Origin of the sequence: Micromonospora sp. NPDC047074, assembly GCF_040643815.1 — a bacterium.
In the GTDB taxonomy this organism is placed as follows: Bacteria; Actinomycetota; Actinomycetes; order Mycobacteriales; family Micromonosporaceae; genus Micromonospora.
Genome location: NZ_JBEYVB010000002.1, coordinates 543199 through 558312, shown reverse-complemented (window position 1 = coordinate 558312; position 15114 = coordinate 543199). Strand labels below are relative to the sequence as shown.

Annotated in this window: 12 protein-coding genes; 6 read left to right on the top strand and 6 right to left on the bottom strand. The window is 72.2% G+C overall.

Features of this window, described 5'->3' with window-relative positions; genetic code table 11:
- Window positions 1–188 precede the first annotated feature (188 nt).
- Genes ABZ809_RS06255 through ABZ809_RS06245 form a run of 3 tightly spaced genes read left to right on the top strand, consistent with a single transcriptional unit; the run spans window position 189 to window position 4764 of the window.
- Window positions 189–2864, top strand: a complete 2676-nt coding sequence (locus ABZ809_RS06255) for a LuxR C-terminal-related transcriptional regulator (protein WP_357561309.1) — start codon at window positions 189–191, stop codon at window positions 2862–2864.
- Between the two features lie 16 nt (window positions 2865–2880).
- Window positions 2881–4167 (top strand): nicotinate phosphoribosyltransferase, encoded by a 1287-nt coding sequence (locus ABZ809_RS06250; protein ID WP_357561308.1) that lies wholly within the window; start codon window positions 2881–2883, stop codon window positions 4165–4167.
- 15 nt (window positions 4168–4182) lie between these two features.
- Window positions 4183–4764, top strand: a complete 582-nt coding sequence (locus ABZ809_RS06245) for an isochorismatase family protein (RefSeq protein ID WP_357561307.1) — start codon at window positions 4183–4185, stop codon at window positions 4762–4764.
- Window positions 4765–5115: 351 nt separating this feature from the next.
- Here the strand turns inward: ABZ809_RS06245 and ctaD are convergent, their stop codons facing one another.
- Both ctaD and ABZ809_RS06235 read right to left on the bottom strand, forming a co-directional pair.
- The gene (gene ctaD / locus ABZ809_RS06240) at window positions 5116–6879 is read right to left on the bottom strand and encodes a cytochrome c oxidase subunit I (RefSeq protein ID WP_357561306.1); all 1764 of its coding nucleotides are present in this window, start codon (window positions 6877–6879) and stop codon (window positions 5116–5118) included.
- Between the two features lie 156 nt (window positions 6880–7035).
- The gene (locus ABZ809_RS06235) at window positions 7036–8142 is read right to left on the bottom strand and encodes an FAD-dependent monooxygenase (RefSeq protein WP_357561305.1); all 1107 of its coding nucleotides are present in this window, start codon (window positions 8140–8142) and stop codon (window positions 7036–7038) included.
- Window positions 8143–8478: 336 nt separating this feature from the next.
- Here ABZ809_RS06235 and ABZ809_RS06230 point away from each other — a divergent pair, with 336 nt between their 5' ends.
- Entirely contained in the window at window positions 8479–9618 is a 1140-nt protein-coding gene (locus tag ABZ809_RS06230) for a cellulose binding domain-containing protein (RefSeq protein ID WP_357561304.1), read from the top strand.
- A gap of 434 nt (window positions 9619–10052) precedes the next feature.
- Here the strand turns inward: ABZ809_RS06230 and ABZ809_RS06225 are convergent, their stop codons facing one another.
- From ABZ809_RS06225 to ABZ809_RS06215, 3 genes are all read right to left on the bottom strand, one after another.
- Window positions 10053–11018 (bottom strand): N-acetylmuramoyl-L-alanine amidase, encoded by a 966-nt coding sequence (locus tag ABZ809_RS06225; protein ID WP_357561303.1) that lies wholly within the window; start codon window positions 11016–11018, stop codon window positions 10053–10055.
- Complete coding sequence (locus ABZ809_RS06220) at window positions 11018–11182, bottom strand: hypothetical protein (protein ID WP_357561302.1); 165 nt, start codon at window positions 11180–11182, stop codon at window positions 11018–11020. Before ABZ809_RS06220 ends, ABZ809_RS06225 begins: the two co-directional genes overlap by 1 nt.
- Window positions 11183–11369: 187 nt before the next feature.
- Complete coding sequence (locus ABZ809_RS06215) at window positions 11370–12158, bottom strand: aldo/keto reductase (protein WP_357561301.1); 789 nt, start codon at window positions 12156–12158, stop codon at window positions 11370–11372.
- A gap of 96 nt (window positions 12159–12254) precedes the next feature.
- Between ABZ809_RS06215 and ABZ809_RS06210 the strand changes: the two genes are divergently transcribed.
- Both ABZ809_RS06210 and ABZ809_RS06205 read left to right on the top strand, forming a co-directional pair.
- Complete coding sequence (locus tag ABZ809_RS06210) at window positions 12255–13316, top strand: DNA polymerase ligase N-terminal domain-containing protein (RefSeq protein ID WP_357561300.1); 1062 nt, start codon at window positions 12255–12257, stop codon at window positions 13314–13316.
- Between the two features lie 16 nt (window positions 13317–13332).
- Entirely contained in the window at window positions 13333–14526 is a 1194-nt protein-coding gene (locus ABZ809_RS06205) for a threonine synthase (protein ID WP_357561299.1), read from the top strand.
- A 67-nt stretch (window positions 14527–14593) separates the two neighbouring features.
- Here the strand turns inward: ABZ809_RS06205 and ABZ809_RS06200 are convergent, their stop codons facing one another.
- Window positions 14594–14986, bottom strand: coding sequence for a cupin domain-containing protein (locus ABZ809_RS06200; protein WP_357561298.1), 393 nt, complete (start codon window positions 14984–14986; stop codon window positions 14594–14596).
- Window positions 14987–15114: the final 128 nt, after the last annotated feature.

Sequence of the window (15114 nt, the reverse complement as noted above, 5' to 3'; positions counted from 1 at the left end):
CGTGACAGACGACCGGCAATGGCCGGCCGCAACGAAATGTCCGGTGACAGCACCGGATGACCGGAAGAGTACGGGCGGTGAGGACCCCGACCGGAACAACTCGGATACTTAGGAGTAACGACGAGACTACTCAACTTCGGTGCGTGACGGTCTGCACGCGGACGGATTCCGGTCGATATGCTGCCCTGATGAGTCGGTGGGGTTTCGTCGGCCGAACGGATGAGCTCGACCGTCTGCTGGCGGCAATGACCGGGGCGGAGGGGCGGGGGATCTTCTTCAGTGGCGACGCGGGCATCGGCAAGAGTCGCCTGCTGCGTGAGGGACTGGCGGCCCTCCCCCGCGACGGATATGCCGTCTGGTCGATCGCGGCCAGCGCCACCACCGCCGCGATGCCCTTCGGCGGGCTGATCCAGGTGCTCCCGACCGATCAGCCGCAGGGCCTGTCACCCGCCGGCATCCTGCGGTGGGCGGTGGACGTGCTGCAACAGCAGGCGGCCGGTCGACGGATCGTGCTCGCGGTCGACGACGCGCACCTGCTCGATCCGCCGTCGGCCGCGCTGGTGCACCTGGTCGCCCGCGCCGACAACGCCACGGTGATCGGCACCCTGCGCGACGGAGAGCAGCTCCCGCTGCCGATCCGGGCCCTGTGGACCGACGACCTGGCCGAGCACATCGAGCTGAAGCCGCTGGCGGCGGCCGACACCACCCGGCTGCTCTCCGAGATCCTGAACGGACCGGTCGACGCCACCTCCGCCGACCGGCTCGGCCGGCTCTCCGAGGGCAACCCGCTGCTGCTGCGCGAACTGGTGTTCGCCGCCAACCGTGGTGAGCTGACCCGCACGTACGGGATCTGGAAGTGGACCGGCCGGCTGGAGCTGGCGCCCAACCTCAACGACCTGATCGACGTCCGGATCGGGCAGCTCACCCCCGGCGTGCGCGGGGTGGTGGAGCTGGTCGCCCTCGGCGAGCCGCTCGGCCTGTACCTGCTCAACCAGGCCGCTGACCCGGCGGACGTGGAGGACGCCGAGGAGCGCGGGCTGATCGCCGTGGACCACGACGACAGACGGGCGAACGTACGGCTGGCCCACCCGCTCTACGGCGAGCTGTTGCGCCGCCGCTGCCCGGTCAGCCGGACGCGTCGGTTGCAGGCCCAGCTCGCCGAGTTGCTGGAGAAGGTCGGCAAGCGACGCCGCGACGACCTGCTCCGGGTGGCCGTCTGGCGGCTCGACTCGGGCACCGCGCAGGACCTCTCCCTGCTGCTCGACGCGGCCGGGCAGGCGTTCGCGCGCTACGACGTACCACTGGCGACCCGGCTGGCCCGGGCGGCGCTCGACGCGGGCGGCGGGTTCGACGCGGCGGAGCTGCTGGCCACCATCCTGATGTTCGCCGACCGGCCGGACGAGGCGCTCGAGGTGCTCGACGCGGTCGCCGCCGACATCGAGGGTGAGCGGCGGCTCAGCAGGTGGCTGACGGTGCGGGGGCTGGTCAGCTACTGGGGCCTGAGCCGGGAGTCCACGGTGGAGGAGATCGCCGCCCGCCGGTCGACCCTGACGGACTCCGCCGACGAGGCCCGGGTGCTGGCCTTCGAGGCCATCATGCGGCTGCACCGGCTGGACACCGGAATCGCGTTGCGGCTCGCGCAGACGGTGCTGGACCGCCCGGCGGCCAGCGTCGCCGCCCGGGAGCTGGCCCGCAGCACGATCGCCCACCTACAGGCGGCGCAGGGCCAGTTGCACCGCAGCGCCATCGCGATCAACCAGGTGCAGGCCGAGGTCGGGCGGTGGCGGACCGACATGCCGTACCTCCAACTGGCCCTGGAACTGGCCCGGGGCACCCGGCTGGCCCTCGCCGGCGACCTGACCGGCATCGACGCGATCGTCGCGGCCGAGTTCGCGGACCTGGCCGGGGCCGGCGACTTCCGGCTCGGCACCGGCTACCTGGCCATCCTCCAGGCGTACGCGGCCCGGCTGCGGGGCCAGAGCGACGCGGCCCTGGCCACCAGCCTCGGCGCCTGCGCGGTGCTCGCCACCAGCCGGGTCTACGCGGGACTGGCCCACGCCGAGCGGGCCCAGGCGGCGGCGCTGCGCGGCGACGCCACGCAGGCTGCCGAGGCCATGGCGGAGGCCGACCGCACCCACGCCCCGGGCATGGTCGTGCTGTACCCGTGGCTGGAACAGGCCCGGGGCGCGGCGCTCGCCGCCGGTGGCGACGTGTCCGGCGCCGTGAAGCACCTGACCCGGCTGGCCGACCGGCTCCGCACGGACGGCTTCGCCGGCCACGAGGTGCACGTGCTGCACGACCTGGTCCGGCTGGACCAGGCGAACGCCCGGCTCGGCCCGACCTGCTCCGACGGCAGCCGGCGCACCGTCGCGCAGCGACTCGCCGAGCTGTCCGAACGGGTCGACGGGCTGCTGCCGCCCCTGCTCGCCAGGCACGCCCGCGCCGCCGCGAGCGGCTCCGCCGACGAGTTGCTGGCGGTGGCCGACGGCTTCGACGCGCTGGAGCTGACCGTCTACGCGGCGGAGGCGACCGCCTCCGCCCTGAACCGGCTGCGCCGGCAGCGTTCCCCGGCGGCGGCGACGGCCCGGGAGCGCCTCGCCGCCCTGCTCGGCCGGTGCGATCTGGTCCGCACCTCGGCGTTGCAGGCCGGCTCTCCGGCGCTGACCGAGCGCGAGTGGCAGGTGGCCCGGCTCGCCGCCGAGGGCGTGACCAGCCGGGCCGTCGCGGAGCAGCTCTACCTCTCCGCCCGTACGGTCGAGAACCATCTCCAGCGGATCTACAGCAAGCTCGGCGTGACCAGTCGGGCCGAGCTGTGGGCCGCCCTGCGGGCGATCCCGGGCCACGACGGCGGCGAGAACGGGTGAACTCTAGGCTGGGGTGGTGAGCACCCTTCGCCCCGCGCTGCTGACCGACCACTACGAGCTGACCATGGTCAGTGCCGCCCTGCGCGACGGCACCGCCGACCGTCCCTGCGTCTTCGAGGTGTTCACCCGGCGGCTGCCCGCCGGCCGCCGCTACGGAGTGGTCGCCGGCACCGGGCGGCTGGTCGAACTCATCCGCGACTTCCGCTTCGACGCCGACGAGGTCGACTTCCTGCGGCGCACCGGGGTGGTCGACGAGGCGGCCGCCGCCTGGCTGCGCGACTACCGCTTCACCGGCGACGTCGAGGGCTACGCGGAGGGCGAGCTGTTCTTCCCCAACTCGCCGATCCTCACCGTCTCCGGCGGCTTCGCCGAGTGCGTGGTGCTCGAGACGCTCGTGCTCTCGGTGCTCAACCACGACAGCGCCGTCGCGGCCGCCGCCGCGCGGATGGTCACCGCGGCCCGCGGGCGGACCCTGATCGAGATGGGCTCCCGGCGCGCCCACGAGGAGGCGGCCGTGGCCGCGGCGCGGGCGGCGTACCTGGCCGGGTTCCGGTTCACGTCCAACCTCGCCGCCGGGCAGCGCTACGGCATCCCGACCGCCGGCACGGCCGCGCACGCGTTCACCCTGCTGCACACCGACGAGCGGGCCGCGTTCGCCTCGCAGGTCGCCACGCTGGGCAAGGAGACCACGCTGCTCGTCGACACGTACGACATCAGCCAGGGCATCCGCAACGCGATCGCGGTGGCGGGGCCCGACCTGCGGGCGGTGCGGATCGACTCGGGCGACCTCGCCGTCATCGCCCAGCAGTCCCGCGAGTTGCTCGACTCGCTCGGCGCCACCGAAACCAAGATCATTGTCTCCGGTGACCTCGACGAGCACGCCATCGCCTCGCTCGCCGCCGAACCGGTCGACATGTACGGCGCCGGCACCGCCGTGGTCACCGGCTCCGGCGCGCCCACCGCCGGGCTCGTCTACAAGCTCGTCGAGGTCGAGGGGCGCCCGGTCGTCAAGCGCTCCGAGCACAAGGCCACCATCGGCGGTCGCAAGGTGGCCGTACGCCGGCACAAGCCGACCGGCACCGCCACCGAGGAGATCGTCGTGCCGCAGGGCGTGCCGGACCCCCGGCCCAACGACCGGCTGCTCCAGCACTCGTTCCTGGCCGGGGGCGAGCCGGTGGACCGGCCCACGCTGGACGAGTCACGGGAACACCTGCGACAGTGCCTCATCTCCATTCCCTGGGAGGGCCTGAAGCTCTCCGCCGGCGACCCTGCCATCCCCGTCACGGTCGTCCCCGCCGACTGAGAAAGGAGCACCCCGGTGAGCAACGCACTGATCATCGTGGACGTGCAGAACGACTTCTGCGAGGGCGGCTCGCTGGCCGTCGGCGGCGGGGCCGGGGTGGCCGCCGGGATCACCCGGCTGCTCGCCGCCGAGCCCGACCGCTGGGACCACGTGGTGGCGACGAAGGACCACCACATCGACCCGGGCGCCCACTTCGGCGACCCGCCCGACTTCATCGACTCCTGGCCCCGGCACTGCGTGGTGGGCACCCCGGGCTCGGAGTTCCACCCCGACCTGGCCACCGACCGGATCGAGACGATCTTCCGCAAGGGCGAGTACGCGGCGGCGTACTCGGGCTTCGAGGGGCACGCCGAGGACGGCGAGTGCCTGGCCGACTGGCTGCGCCGGCACGGGGTGGACCGGGTCGACGTGGTGGGAATCGCCACCGACCACTGCGTACGGGCGACCGCGCTGGACGCCGCCCGGGAGGGCTTCGCCACCACCGTGCTGCTGAACCTCACCGCCGCTGTCGCACCGCCGACCACCGACGTGGCCCTGCGGGCGATGGACGGCGCCGGAGTCGTCCTGCGCGGGGAGCCTGTGATCAGGGCGGCATGAGGCGGGGGCGAGCCCACTCGTCCCCGCCCCAGCCCCAGCCCCGGCCCCCGGCCCCCGGCCCCCGGCCCCCGGCCGCGATCTTGCACTTTCCGCCCCCGCCTTGCCGGCTTCACCCGTTTTGCCCGGGCACAAAGTGCAAGATCGCGGCCTGCCGGGGGACACAGCGTAAGATCGCGGCCTGCCGGGGGACACAGTGCAAGATCGCGGCCCGTCGGGGGACACAGTGCAAGATCGCGGCCTGTCGGGGCAGATCGCGGGTGTCCTACCGCCGACGGGTGAAGGTGGAATGGCGACGGGCGCCGGCCCCCGGGTGGGGGGCGGCGCCCGTCGTGTGGCGTGGTGCGGGTGGGGTCAGTGCTGCCTGTCGATGTCGGAGGCGGTGTCCTCCTGGTAGCTCGCGCCACCGTCGGACTCGCTGGTCAGCGGCTTGGCGCCACCCTCCGGCGGGCCGGCCAGGCTCTGACCGCCGGCCGCCAGCTCCGGGAACTTCTGGTCGAACGCCGGCCGCTCGGAGCGGATCCGCGGCATCCGGTCGAAGTTGCGCAGCGGGGGCGGGGAGGTGGTCGCCCACTCCAGCGAGTTGCCGTGACCCCAGGGGTCGTCGACCTCGACCACCGGGCCGGACTTGTACGACTTCCAGCAGTTCCAGATGAACGGCAGGGTCGAAATGCCGGTGATGAACGCGCCGATCGTGGAGATCATGTTCAGCGTGGTGAAGCCGTCGCCGGGCAGGTAGTCGGCGTACCGGCGCGGCATGCCCTCGCTGCCCAGCCAGTGCTGCACCAGGAACGTGGTGTGGAAGCCGATCATGGTCAGCCAGAAGTGCACCTTGCCCAGCCGCTCGTCGAGCATCCGGCCGAACATCTTCGGGAACCAGAAGTAGATGCCGGCGAAGACGGCGAACACGATGGTGCCGAAGAGCACGTAGTGGAAGTGGGCCACCACGAAGTACGAGTCGTGCAGGTGGAAGTCGAGCGGCGGGCTGGCCAGCAGCACGCCGGTCAGGCCACCGAAGAGGAAGGTGACCAGGAAGCCGATCGAGAAGAGCATCGGCGTCTCGAAGCTGATCTGACCGCGCCACATGGTGCCGAGCCAGTTGAAGAACTTCATACCGGTCGGCACGGCGATCAGGTAGCTCAGGAAGCTGAAGAACGGCAGCAGCACCTGGCCGGTGGAGAACATGTGGTGCGCCCAGACGCTCATCGAGAGGCCGGCGATGGCGATGGTGGCGGCGACCAGGCCCTTGTAGCCGAAGATCGGCTTGCGGGAGAAGACCGGGATGACCTCGGAGATGATGCCGAAGAACGGCAGCGCGATGATGTACACCTCGGGGTGGCCGAAGAACCAGAAGAGGTGCTGGTAGAGCATCGGCCCGCCGGTCGCCGGGTCGTAGACGTGGGCGCCCAGCAGGCGGTCGGCGGCCAGCGCCAGGAGCGCGGCGGCCAGCAGCGGGAAGACCAGGATCACCAGGAGGCTGGTGACCAGCATGTTCCAGGTGAAGATCGGCATCCGGAACATCGTCATGCCCGGCGCGCGCAGGGTCAGGATCGTGGTGATCAGGTTGACCGCGCCGAGGATCGAGCCCAGACCGGAGACGACCAGGCCGACCACCCACAGGTTGGCGCCGATGCCCGGGGAGTGCTCGACGCTGCTCAGCGGCGCGTAGGCGGTCCAGCCGAAGTCGGCGGCCCCACCCGGGGTGAGGAACCCGACCATCGTCATCGAGCCGCCGAGCAGGAACAGCCAGTAGGCGAAGCTGTTCAGCCGGGGGAACGAGACGTCGGGAGCGCCGATCTGCAACGGCACCACGTAGTTCGCGAAGGCGAACACGATCGGCGTCGCGAAGAACAGCAGCATGATCGTGCCGTGCATGGTGAACAGCTGGTTGTACTGCTCGGGCGACAGGAACTGCAGCCCGGGCCGGGCCAACTCGGCCCGCATGATCAGGGCCATCAGGCCACCGATCATGAAGAACACGAACGCGGTGACCATGTACATGATCCCGATCTGCTTCGCGTCCGTGGTACGCAGCAGCCGCGCGATGGCCGACCCCTTGACCGGCTCTCGGACCGGCCAGGGCCGGGTCACGACCGGCTTGGGTGCGACGGTGGTCACGAGTGGCCTCCGGTTCTGGGTTGTCCCGCTCGGCACGCGCTGGTTATCTGCGGGCCGTCATCCGCAAGGAGGATAGTCCCCGGCAGGTGGGTGTGCCGCGTGGGGTGGTCGGGTAGCCTGCACCACCCCGGCGCGGAGGGCGCTCGACGACCGGCGTCACAGCGGGCCGAGCAGCAGCCGGTAGTGCTCGCCGAAGATCCGGCCGCCGCGCCCGCGTAGCAGCGGGTCGCGCAGCGCGGGCGGCACGTCCCGGGTCCGGTTGCGGTCCCGGGTCCGGTCCCGCACCCATCGCGTACGCGGGCGGCGACGACTCTCGTACGCGGTCAGCGCCGTCTCCACGTCGCCGGCCGCCCGGAGCGACTCGGCGAGCACCACGGCGTCCTCCAGCGCCATGGCGGCACCCTGGGACAGCGTCGGAGAGGTGGCGTGCGCGGCGTCCCCGACGAGCAGCACCCGGCCCCGGGACCAACGCCCCAGTTCCACCTCCTCGGTCAACCCGACGTGCACCCGGTCGAGCGCCTCCAGCACGGCCGGCACGGGCCCGCCGTAGTCGCCGAAGACCTCGCGCAGCCGGGCCGCCGGGTCGGCCGGCAGGACGGCGCCGGCCTCGTCGGCGTAGCAGTAGAGCCGGCCGCCGCCGATCGGCACGACCAGGAAGCCGGCGCGCTGGCCCAGCAGGGCGGTCCAGTCCGTGACCGGGGGGCCGTCGCGCACCACGGCGCGGTAGACGACCTGGCCGGCGGGCCGGGGCGGGCCGCCGAGCCCGGCCAGGGCGCGGATCGAGGAGCGCGGCCCGTCAGCACCGATCACCAGGTCGTACTCGGTGGCGGTGCCGTCGACGAAGGTGACCCCGACGGAGTGCGGCAGCAGGTCGATGGTGCACACCTCGGCGCCGTGCCGGACGGCACCGCCGGCACCGGTGAGCAACACCCGGTGCAACTCCGCCCGGGGCAGTGCCCGGCACTCACCGACCCCGGACCAGAGCGCGTCGAGGTCCACCTCGCAGAGCGGCGCGCCGGCCGCGTCGAGGAACCGCTGCCGGTGCACGACGTGCCCGAGCGGACGGACGGGCCCGTCGAGGTCGAGCCGGCCCAGCGCCCGGGCGGCGTTGCCGGGCAGGTAGAGGCCGGCATCGGCCCTCTCGCCCGGGGGCAGTCTCTCGGTGACGTCGGGCCGGAGGCCCACCATCCGCAGCGCCCGGGCCACGGCCAGGCCGGCGATGCCCGCGCCGACGACGAGGATGCGCAGGGGAGAGCCACCCATGGTGGTGTACGCCTCCGGAGGGGTTCGGCACGCGTTGGAGGCAAGACACTACTCGGCGCAATCGGCACACACCAGAGTCAACCGTCCCAGAAGAAACATTCCTCGGCGAGGCCGGCCGCTGCTTCGGCGGATCACCTGCCCACCGTCCGGCCCTGGCGTGACAAACCTCACTTACAACGCCAATAACCCGACACCGTTGCGCCAGGGTTTCAGAGATGTAAATGTGTCGAATGAGCGTGGGAGCGCTCCCGCATCATCCGACCGCACCGTCCGACCGGCCCGTCCGGCGTCCCGTGCCGCTCGTCCGGCGTCCCCCTGAGAAAGCCAAGGAGCATCATGAAACGTCCACTCCGGGCCCTCGCGGCAGCCGCCGTGCTGGCCGCCGGCTCGATCGTCGCCGTCGCCCTCGGCGGCACCGCGAGCGCCGACACCCAGATCTGCGAGCAGTACGGCTCGACCACCATCCAGGGCCGCTACGTGGTGCAGAACAACCGCTGGGGCACCACCGCCCAGCAGTGCATCAACGTCACCGACAGCGGCTTCGAGATCACCACCCAGAACGGCAGCAACCCCACCAACGGCGCGCCCACGGCGTACCCGTCGGTCTTCCTGGGCTGCCACTACACCAACTGCTCCCCCGGCACCAACCTGCCGATCCAGGTCAGCCAGATCAGCAGCGCCACCAGCAACATCTCCTACCGGTACGTCAGCGGCGCCATCTACAACGCCTCGTACGACATCTGGCTCGACCCGTCGCCCAAGCGGGACGGGGTGAACCAGATGGAGATCATGATCTGGCTCAACCGGCAGGGCCCCATCCAGCCCATCGGCTCCCCGGTCGGCACCGCCACCATCGACGGGCGGAGCTGGGAGGTCTGGCGGGGCAACAACGGCGGCAACAACGTCATCTCCTACCTGGCGCCGTCGGCCATCCCCAGCGCGAACCTCAACCTGTTGGCGTTCATCAACGACACCCGCAACCGGGGCGCGATCACCAACTCCTGGTACCTGACCAGCGTCCAGGCCGGCTTCGAGCCGTGGCAGGGCGGTGCCGGCCTCGCGGTGACCTCGTTCTCGGCGGCGGTCAACGGCGGTGGCAACCCGACCACCCCGCCGCCCACCACCACGCCTCCGCCGAGCACTCCCCCGCCGGGCGGTGCCGGGTGCGCGGTGAAGTACACGCCGAACTCCTGGAGCAACGGCTTCACCGCCGACGTGCAGATCACCAACACCGGAACGAGCACGATCAACGGCTGGACGCTTAACTACAACCTGCCCGCCGGGCAGCAGATCACCAGCTCGTGGAACGCCACGGTGAGCCAGAGCGGCTCGGCGGTGACCGCGCGGAACATCGGCTGGAACGGCTCGCTCGCTCCGGGCGGTACGGCCAGCTTCGGCTACCAGGGCACGCTGAGCGGGGCGTACTCGTCCCCGACCAGCTTCACCCTCAACGGGGTCACCTGCGCCAGGGGCTGACAGCTCGCACCATCAACCCTGGGCGTGATCACCCCAGGCTCCACCCCCACCGCGATCCCTTTGGCAGGCAGATGGGGGCCCGACATGGTCGGGCCCCCATCTGAGGTACGCAGGCACCGGCCGACCTACAGGTCGGTGGGGTCGCCCCTGTCGGGTGTGGGCACCCAGAACGGGTGCTTGCCGCGGGGAAAGCGCTTCGTCGGGATTCCTCGACGGCCGCTCGAGACACTTCCGGGCGCATTATCGGCTTCCACCGGGATGACGATCGGGATCACCGACGGTCCGGGTGATCTCTGTCCCCGCAACGGCACCGGGACCCAGCACGGATCACATTCTTCCGCCTCGCGGGGCAGCGGCGAACCGGCGGGGCGGCCGTCGGGCGCGGGGCGGCTCCGGGTCACCGGAGCCGCCCCCACGCGTCGTACGTCGAACGGTCAGACCCGGGTGAGCCGGACCGCGTCGGCGATGACCAGGCCGGTGGCGGAGCTCCACCGGCTGACCGCGACCCGGTTGGCGTCCCCGGCCGGCAGCGTGAAGGTGCCGAGGGTGCGCCACTGCCCGCCGGTCGCCGCCTGGTTGACGATGACCGTCTGGTTGCCGGTGGTGGTGGACACGATGTACGGGGTCGCGGTGTTGTAGCCGCTGACGGCCGGCCACCAGGCGTCGACCCGGTAGCTCGCGGTCGCCGGGACGTTGAACTTGTACCAGGCGGCGTCACTGGCGGCGACCGGCTCCGCGAAACGGTAGTCCGTCCCGTAGCGCTGGGCCGAGTACGACGAGGTGCCCCAGTTGGCGCTGGCGGTGAACCGGCCGGCGGTGCTGTTGTCCACCACCGAGCTCCACGTGGTGCCGCCGCCCGCCATCTTCGCGGCGACGTCGGCGCGCATCGTGTTCAGGTCGATGAAGGACGGGTCGATCTTGCCGGTGGTGCTCGTCTCCCGGTGCCCCCGGGCGTAGCTGGCGTCCTTGCCGAGGCGCTTGAGCACGGCGGCGGTGGCGGCGATCGACGCGTTGTACTGCGCCGCCGTCATCTCCTGGTTGACCCCGTTGTAGTCGATCTCCCACCCGATCATCAGGGTGTTGCCGTCGCCGGACGGGATCGGCCCGCTGCCCCGGCTGACGCCCGCGTGGTTGCAGCGGCCGGCGGAGATGACGTGGAAGACGCCGTGGTAGTCGACGAGCGCCTGGCAGAGCGGGCCGGGCAGGTCGGAGCGGCCGTTGATGCAGACGTTGAGCGCCGGGTGCGGGTTGCTGGCGCTGGACGTGGCGGCGGTGTGGTGCCAGAGCACACCGATCGGGTTGAAGTCGCCCGGGCGCATCCGGTTCACCCAGTCGCCGTGGGTCACGACCTGGACGCCCGCCCCCCGCAGCACGTCCACCAGCCAGGGAATCGTGGCCATCAGGACTCCCCGAGCAGGTCGGCGAGGCACTCGGCCTTCGGCGCGGCGAGGGGCGCGGCGCTCGCCGCGGCGGGCTTGGCGGCGACGACGACCGCGGTGGCCACCAGGGCCGACATGCCCAGCACGCCGCGGCGTGGCAGGCGGGCGGGTTCGGACGCGTTCATGGCGCTCCTTCAGACAAGGGCGGAGGGGTTCCGACTCATCGATGTACTGGTGACGCGCACGCTATATCGTCACGAGCATCTATGTCGATACCCTTCATCGCCCCTATTCAGGCTGAAGGAAATTGGCAAAACCGGTCCGGGTCGGCCCCCGCCCGACCCACGATCCGGGCTTACCGGGAGGGGTCGGTCAGGGGTTGCCCAGGGCGTCGATCTCCCGCATCTCGTCGGCGGTCAGGGCGAACCGGAAGATGTCGGCGTTGGTCCGGATCCGGTCCGGGGTCACCGACTTGGGAATGACCACGATCTCGTGGTCGACGTGCCAGCGGAGCACCACCTGGGCCGGGGAGACGTCGTGCGCGGCGGCGATCCGGGCCAGCACCGGGTCGGCGAGGTCGCTGGTCTTGAACGGGCTGTAGCCCTCCAGCACCACGCCCCGCTCCCGGTGCTCCTGGTGCCGCCGACCGTCGTACAGCGAGGGGCTCCACCGGATCTGGTTGACGGCGGGAATCTCCCCGGTCGCCTGGATCAGCTCGTCGAGCTGTGCGGTGCCGAAGTTGCTCACCCCGACCGCGCGGGCGAGCCCCTCGTCGCGGGCGGCGAGCATCTCCCGCCACACCGGGATGGTGTCCGTGGGGTCGGCCGGCGGCCAGTGCACCAGCCACAGGTCGACCTGGTCGAGGCCGAGCGCGGCCAGGCTCTCCTCGATGGTCTCCCGCTCCCGACCGACCCGTTCCGGCGGCAGCTTCGTGGTGACGAAGACGTCCTCGCGGCGCAGGCCGCTCTCCCGCACCGCGCGGCCCACCTCCTTCTCGTTGCCGTACATGGTGGCGGTGTCGACGTGCCGGTAGCCGGCGTCGAGCGCGGCGAGCACGGCGTCGTACCCGGCCCGGCCGGTGGCCTGCCAGGTGCCGAAGCCGAGCAGCGGCATCCGCACGTCGCCCGGGAGCAGAACGGTGGGCTGGTCCTCGTGATCCATGCGCTCGTCCATACCCGTGCCGACCTGCGACATGCCCGCGTGAACCGGACCCGCCGGCGGCCGGCGGGCCGGGCCCGATTGCCGGAGAATGCGGGTGTGGCTGACCCGCTGGAGGAATACCGGCGCAAACGGGACTCGGCGCGCACCCCGGAGCCGGTGCCGAAGCGACCCCCTCGGCGCGGACGGCCCGCCGACGGGGCGGCCCGGTTCGTCATCCAGCAGCACCACGCCCGGAGCCTGCACTGGGACCTGCGGCTGGAGCACGACGGGGTGCTGGCCTCCTGGGCGGTGCCGCGCGGGCTGCCCCGCGACACCGGCCGCAACCACCTCGCCGTGCACACCGAGGACCACCCGATGGAATACCTGGACTTCCACGGCGAGATCCCGGCCGGCGAGTACGGCGGCGGCCGGATGACCGTCCACGACCGGGGCACCTACCGCTGCGAGAAGTGGCGCGCCGACGAGGTGATCGTGGTGCTCGACGGCGAGCGCACCTCCGGGCGGTACGTGCTCTTCGCCACCGGCGGGAAGGGCGGCCGGGACTGGATGGTCCGCCGCACCGACCCGCCGCCGGAGGGCTGGACGAGCATGCCGGAGCTGGTCCGCCCGATGCACCCCACCCCGGTGGCGAAGCTGCCCGCAGACGAGCCGGAGTGGGGCTACGAGTTGCGCTGGGACGGGGTGCGCGCGGTCGCGTACGTCTCCGGCGGTCGGCTGCGGCTGCTCGGCGAGGACGACGAGGACCTCTCCGGGGCGTACCCCTGGCTGCGGGAGCTCGCCGAGGAGATGGCGCCCGCGGAGGCGGTGCTGGACGGGGTCCTGGTCCGCATCGACCGCGCCGGCCGGGTGCGGCCGGCACGCGGCGGGCGGCGGGCCCCCGACGCCCAGTACCTGATCTTCGACCTGCTCTGGATGGAGGGCGTGACCAGCGCCGACCTGCCCTACGGGCAGCGCCGGGAGCTGCTCGACTCGCTGGCGCTCGCCGGCCCGCACTGGCAGACTCCGCCGTGGTTCCCCGGCACCGGCCGGGAGGCCTTGCGGACCGGGCGGGAGCAGGGGCTGCCCGGTGTGGTGGCGAAGCGGCTGGACTCGGTCTACGAGCCGGGCCGGCGCAGCCGGCGCTGGCTGAGCATCGACGCGAGCCGGCCCCCGAGCTGAGACGGCGAGGAGCATCGTGTACCTGACCCATCTCGAATGCCCGCGCTGCGGGCGGGAGCACGACGCCGGCCGGCTGGCCAACCTCTGCGAGTGCGGTTCCCCGCTGCTGGCCCGCTACGACCTGGCGGCGGTGGCGAAGGTGCTCACCCCGGAGCGGTTCCCGCTGCGCCCGGCCGACCTGTGGCGCTACCGGGAACTGCTGCCGGTGGCCGACCCCCGGCACACGACCACGCTGGGCGAGGGCTGGACGCCGATGCTGCGCGCCCCGGCCTACGGCGCCGAGATCGGCGTTCCGGATCTGCTGGTCAAGGACGAGGGGTTGACCCCGACCGGCTCGTTCAAGGCGCGCGGCGCGGCGGTGGGCGTCAGCCGGGCCCGTGAGCTGGGCGTACGGCGGATCGCGATGCCGACCAACGGCAACGCGGGCGCGGCGTGGGCGACCTACGCCGCGCGGGCCGGGCTGGGCGCGACCATCGTCATGCCGCTGGACGCGCCGACCATCTGCCGGCGGGAGTGCGTGGCCGCCGGGGCCGACCTGCGCCTGGTCGACGGGCTGATCAGCGACGCCGGGCGGCACGTGGCGGGGCTGGTCGCCGACTCCGGCGGCGCGATCTTCGACGCCGGCACGCTGCGCGAGCCGTACCGGCTCGAGGGCAAGAAGACCATGGGGTACGAGATCGTCGAGCAGCTCGGCTGGCAGGTGCCGGACGTGATCATCTATCCCACCGGAGGTGGGGTCGGCCTGATCGGCATCCACAAGGCGCTGCACGAGCTGCGCGAGTTGGGCTGGATCGAGGATCGGCTGCCCCGCCTGGTGGCGGTGCAGTCGACCGGGTGTGCGCCGATCGTCCGGGCCTTCGCCGCCGGGGAGCAGCGGGCCCGGCCCTGGGCCGACGCGCACACCGTGGCGTTCGGCATCACCGTGCCGGCCCCGCTCGGCGACGAGCTGATCCTCGACGCGCTGCGGGCCAGCGCCGGCACCGCGATCGCGGTGGACGACGCCGAGATCCTGGCCGATCTGCGGGACTTCGCCGCCCGGGAGGGGCTGCTGCTCTGCCCCGAGGGGGCCGCCTGCCTGACCGCCGCCCGGCACCTGCGCGCCGGTGGCTGGATCCGGGCCGGCGAACGGGTGGTGGTGCTCAACACCGGGGCCGGCGTGAAGTACCCGGAGACGGTGGACGTGACCGACGTACCGGTGCTGCCGGCCTGAGGTGTCAGGCGTTAGGAAGGGCACCTTCCGCTACACATAACGATAGGAAGGTGCCCTTCCTGACGTCTCAGGAGCCGGGGGGCTCGTCCTCGCCGGCGGCCTCCGCCGCGTCGGCCTCCTCCTTGGTGTGGTGTACCGCCTGGTCGGCGTGCTCCGGCGGGCCGTAGACCGTGTAGAGCACCAGCGGGTTGGGGCCGGTGTTGACGAAGTTGTGCTTCGTGCCGGCCGGCACCACCACCAGGTCGCCCTGCACGACCTCGCGCTTCTCCCCCGCCACGCGGGCCTCGCCCGTACCGCTGACGAACGTCAGGATCTGGTCGATGCCCTCGTGGACCTCCTCGCCGATCTCACCTCCCGGGGGAATCGTCATGATCACCAGTTGGGTGTGCTCACCGGTCCACAGCACCCGCCGGAAGTCCGGGCTCTTCTCGGCGACGGTCGCGATCGTGAAATGCTCCATGTCGCCCTCATACCCGCTGCGGCCCGACGCCACGCCGGGACTCGCAGAAGGTGCAACTCGTCACGGTCCCGAGGTTTGGATCCGCCCCGGCCGGGGATCGAGTCACTAACCGGCGCACGGCGTGGCCG

Coding starts and splice junctions, on each gene's coding strand:
- ABZ809_RS06220 (WP_357561302.1), bottom strand. CDS start 11,182: ATGAACGCGTCCGAACCCGCCCGCCTGCCACGCCGCGGCGTGCTGGGC.
- ABZ809_RS06200 (WP_357561298.1), bottom strand. CDS start 14,986: ATGGAGCATTTCACGATCGCGACCGTCGCCGAGAAGAGCCCGGACTTC.
- ABZ809_RS06235 (WP_357561305.1), bottom strand. CDS start 8,142: ATGGGTGGCTCTCCCCTGCGCATCCTCGTCGTCGGCGCGGGCATCGCC.
- ABZ809_RS06225 (WP_357561303.1), bottom strand. CDS start 11,018: ATGGCCACGATTCCCTGGCTGGTGGACGTGCTGCGGGGGGCGGGCGTC.
- ABZ809_RS06255 (WP_357561309.1), top strand. CDS start 189: ATGAGTCGGTGGGGTTTCGTCGGCCGAACGGATGAGCTCGACCGTCTG.
- ABZ809_RS06230 (WP_357561304.1), top strand. CDS start 8,479: ATGAAACGTCCACTCCGGGCCCTCGCGGCAGCCGCCGTGCTGGCCGCC.
- ABZ809_RS06215 (WP_357561301.1), bottom strand. CDS start 12,158: ATGGATCACGAGGACCAGCCCACCGTTCTGCTCCCGGGCGACGTGCGG.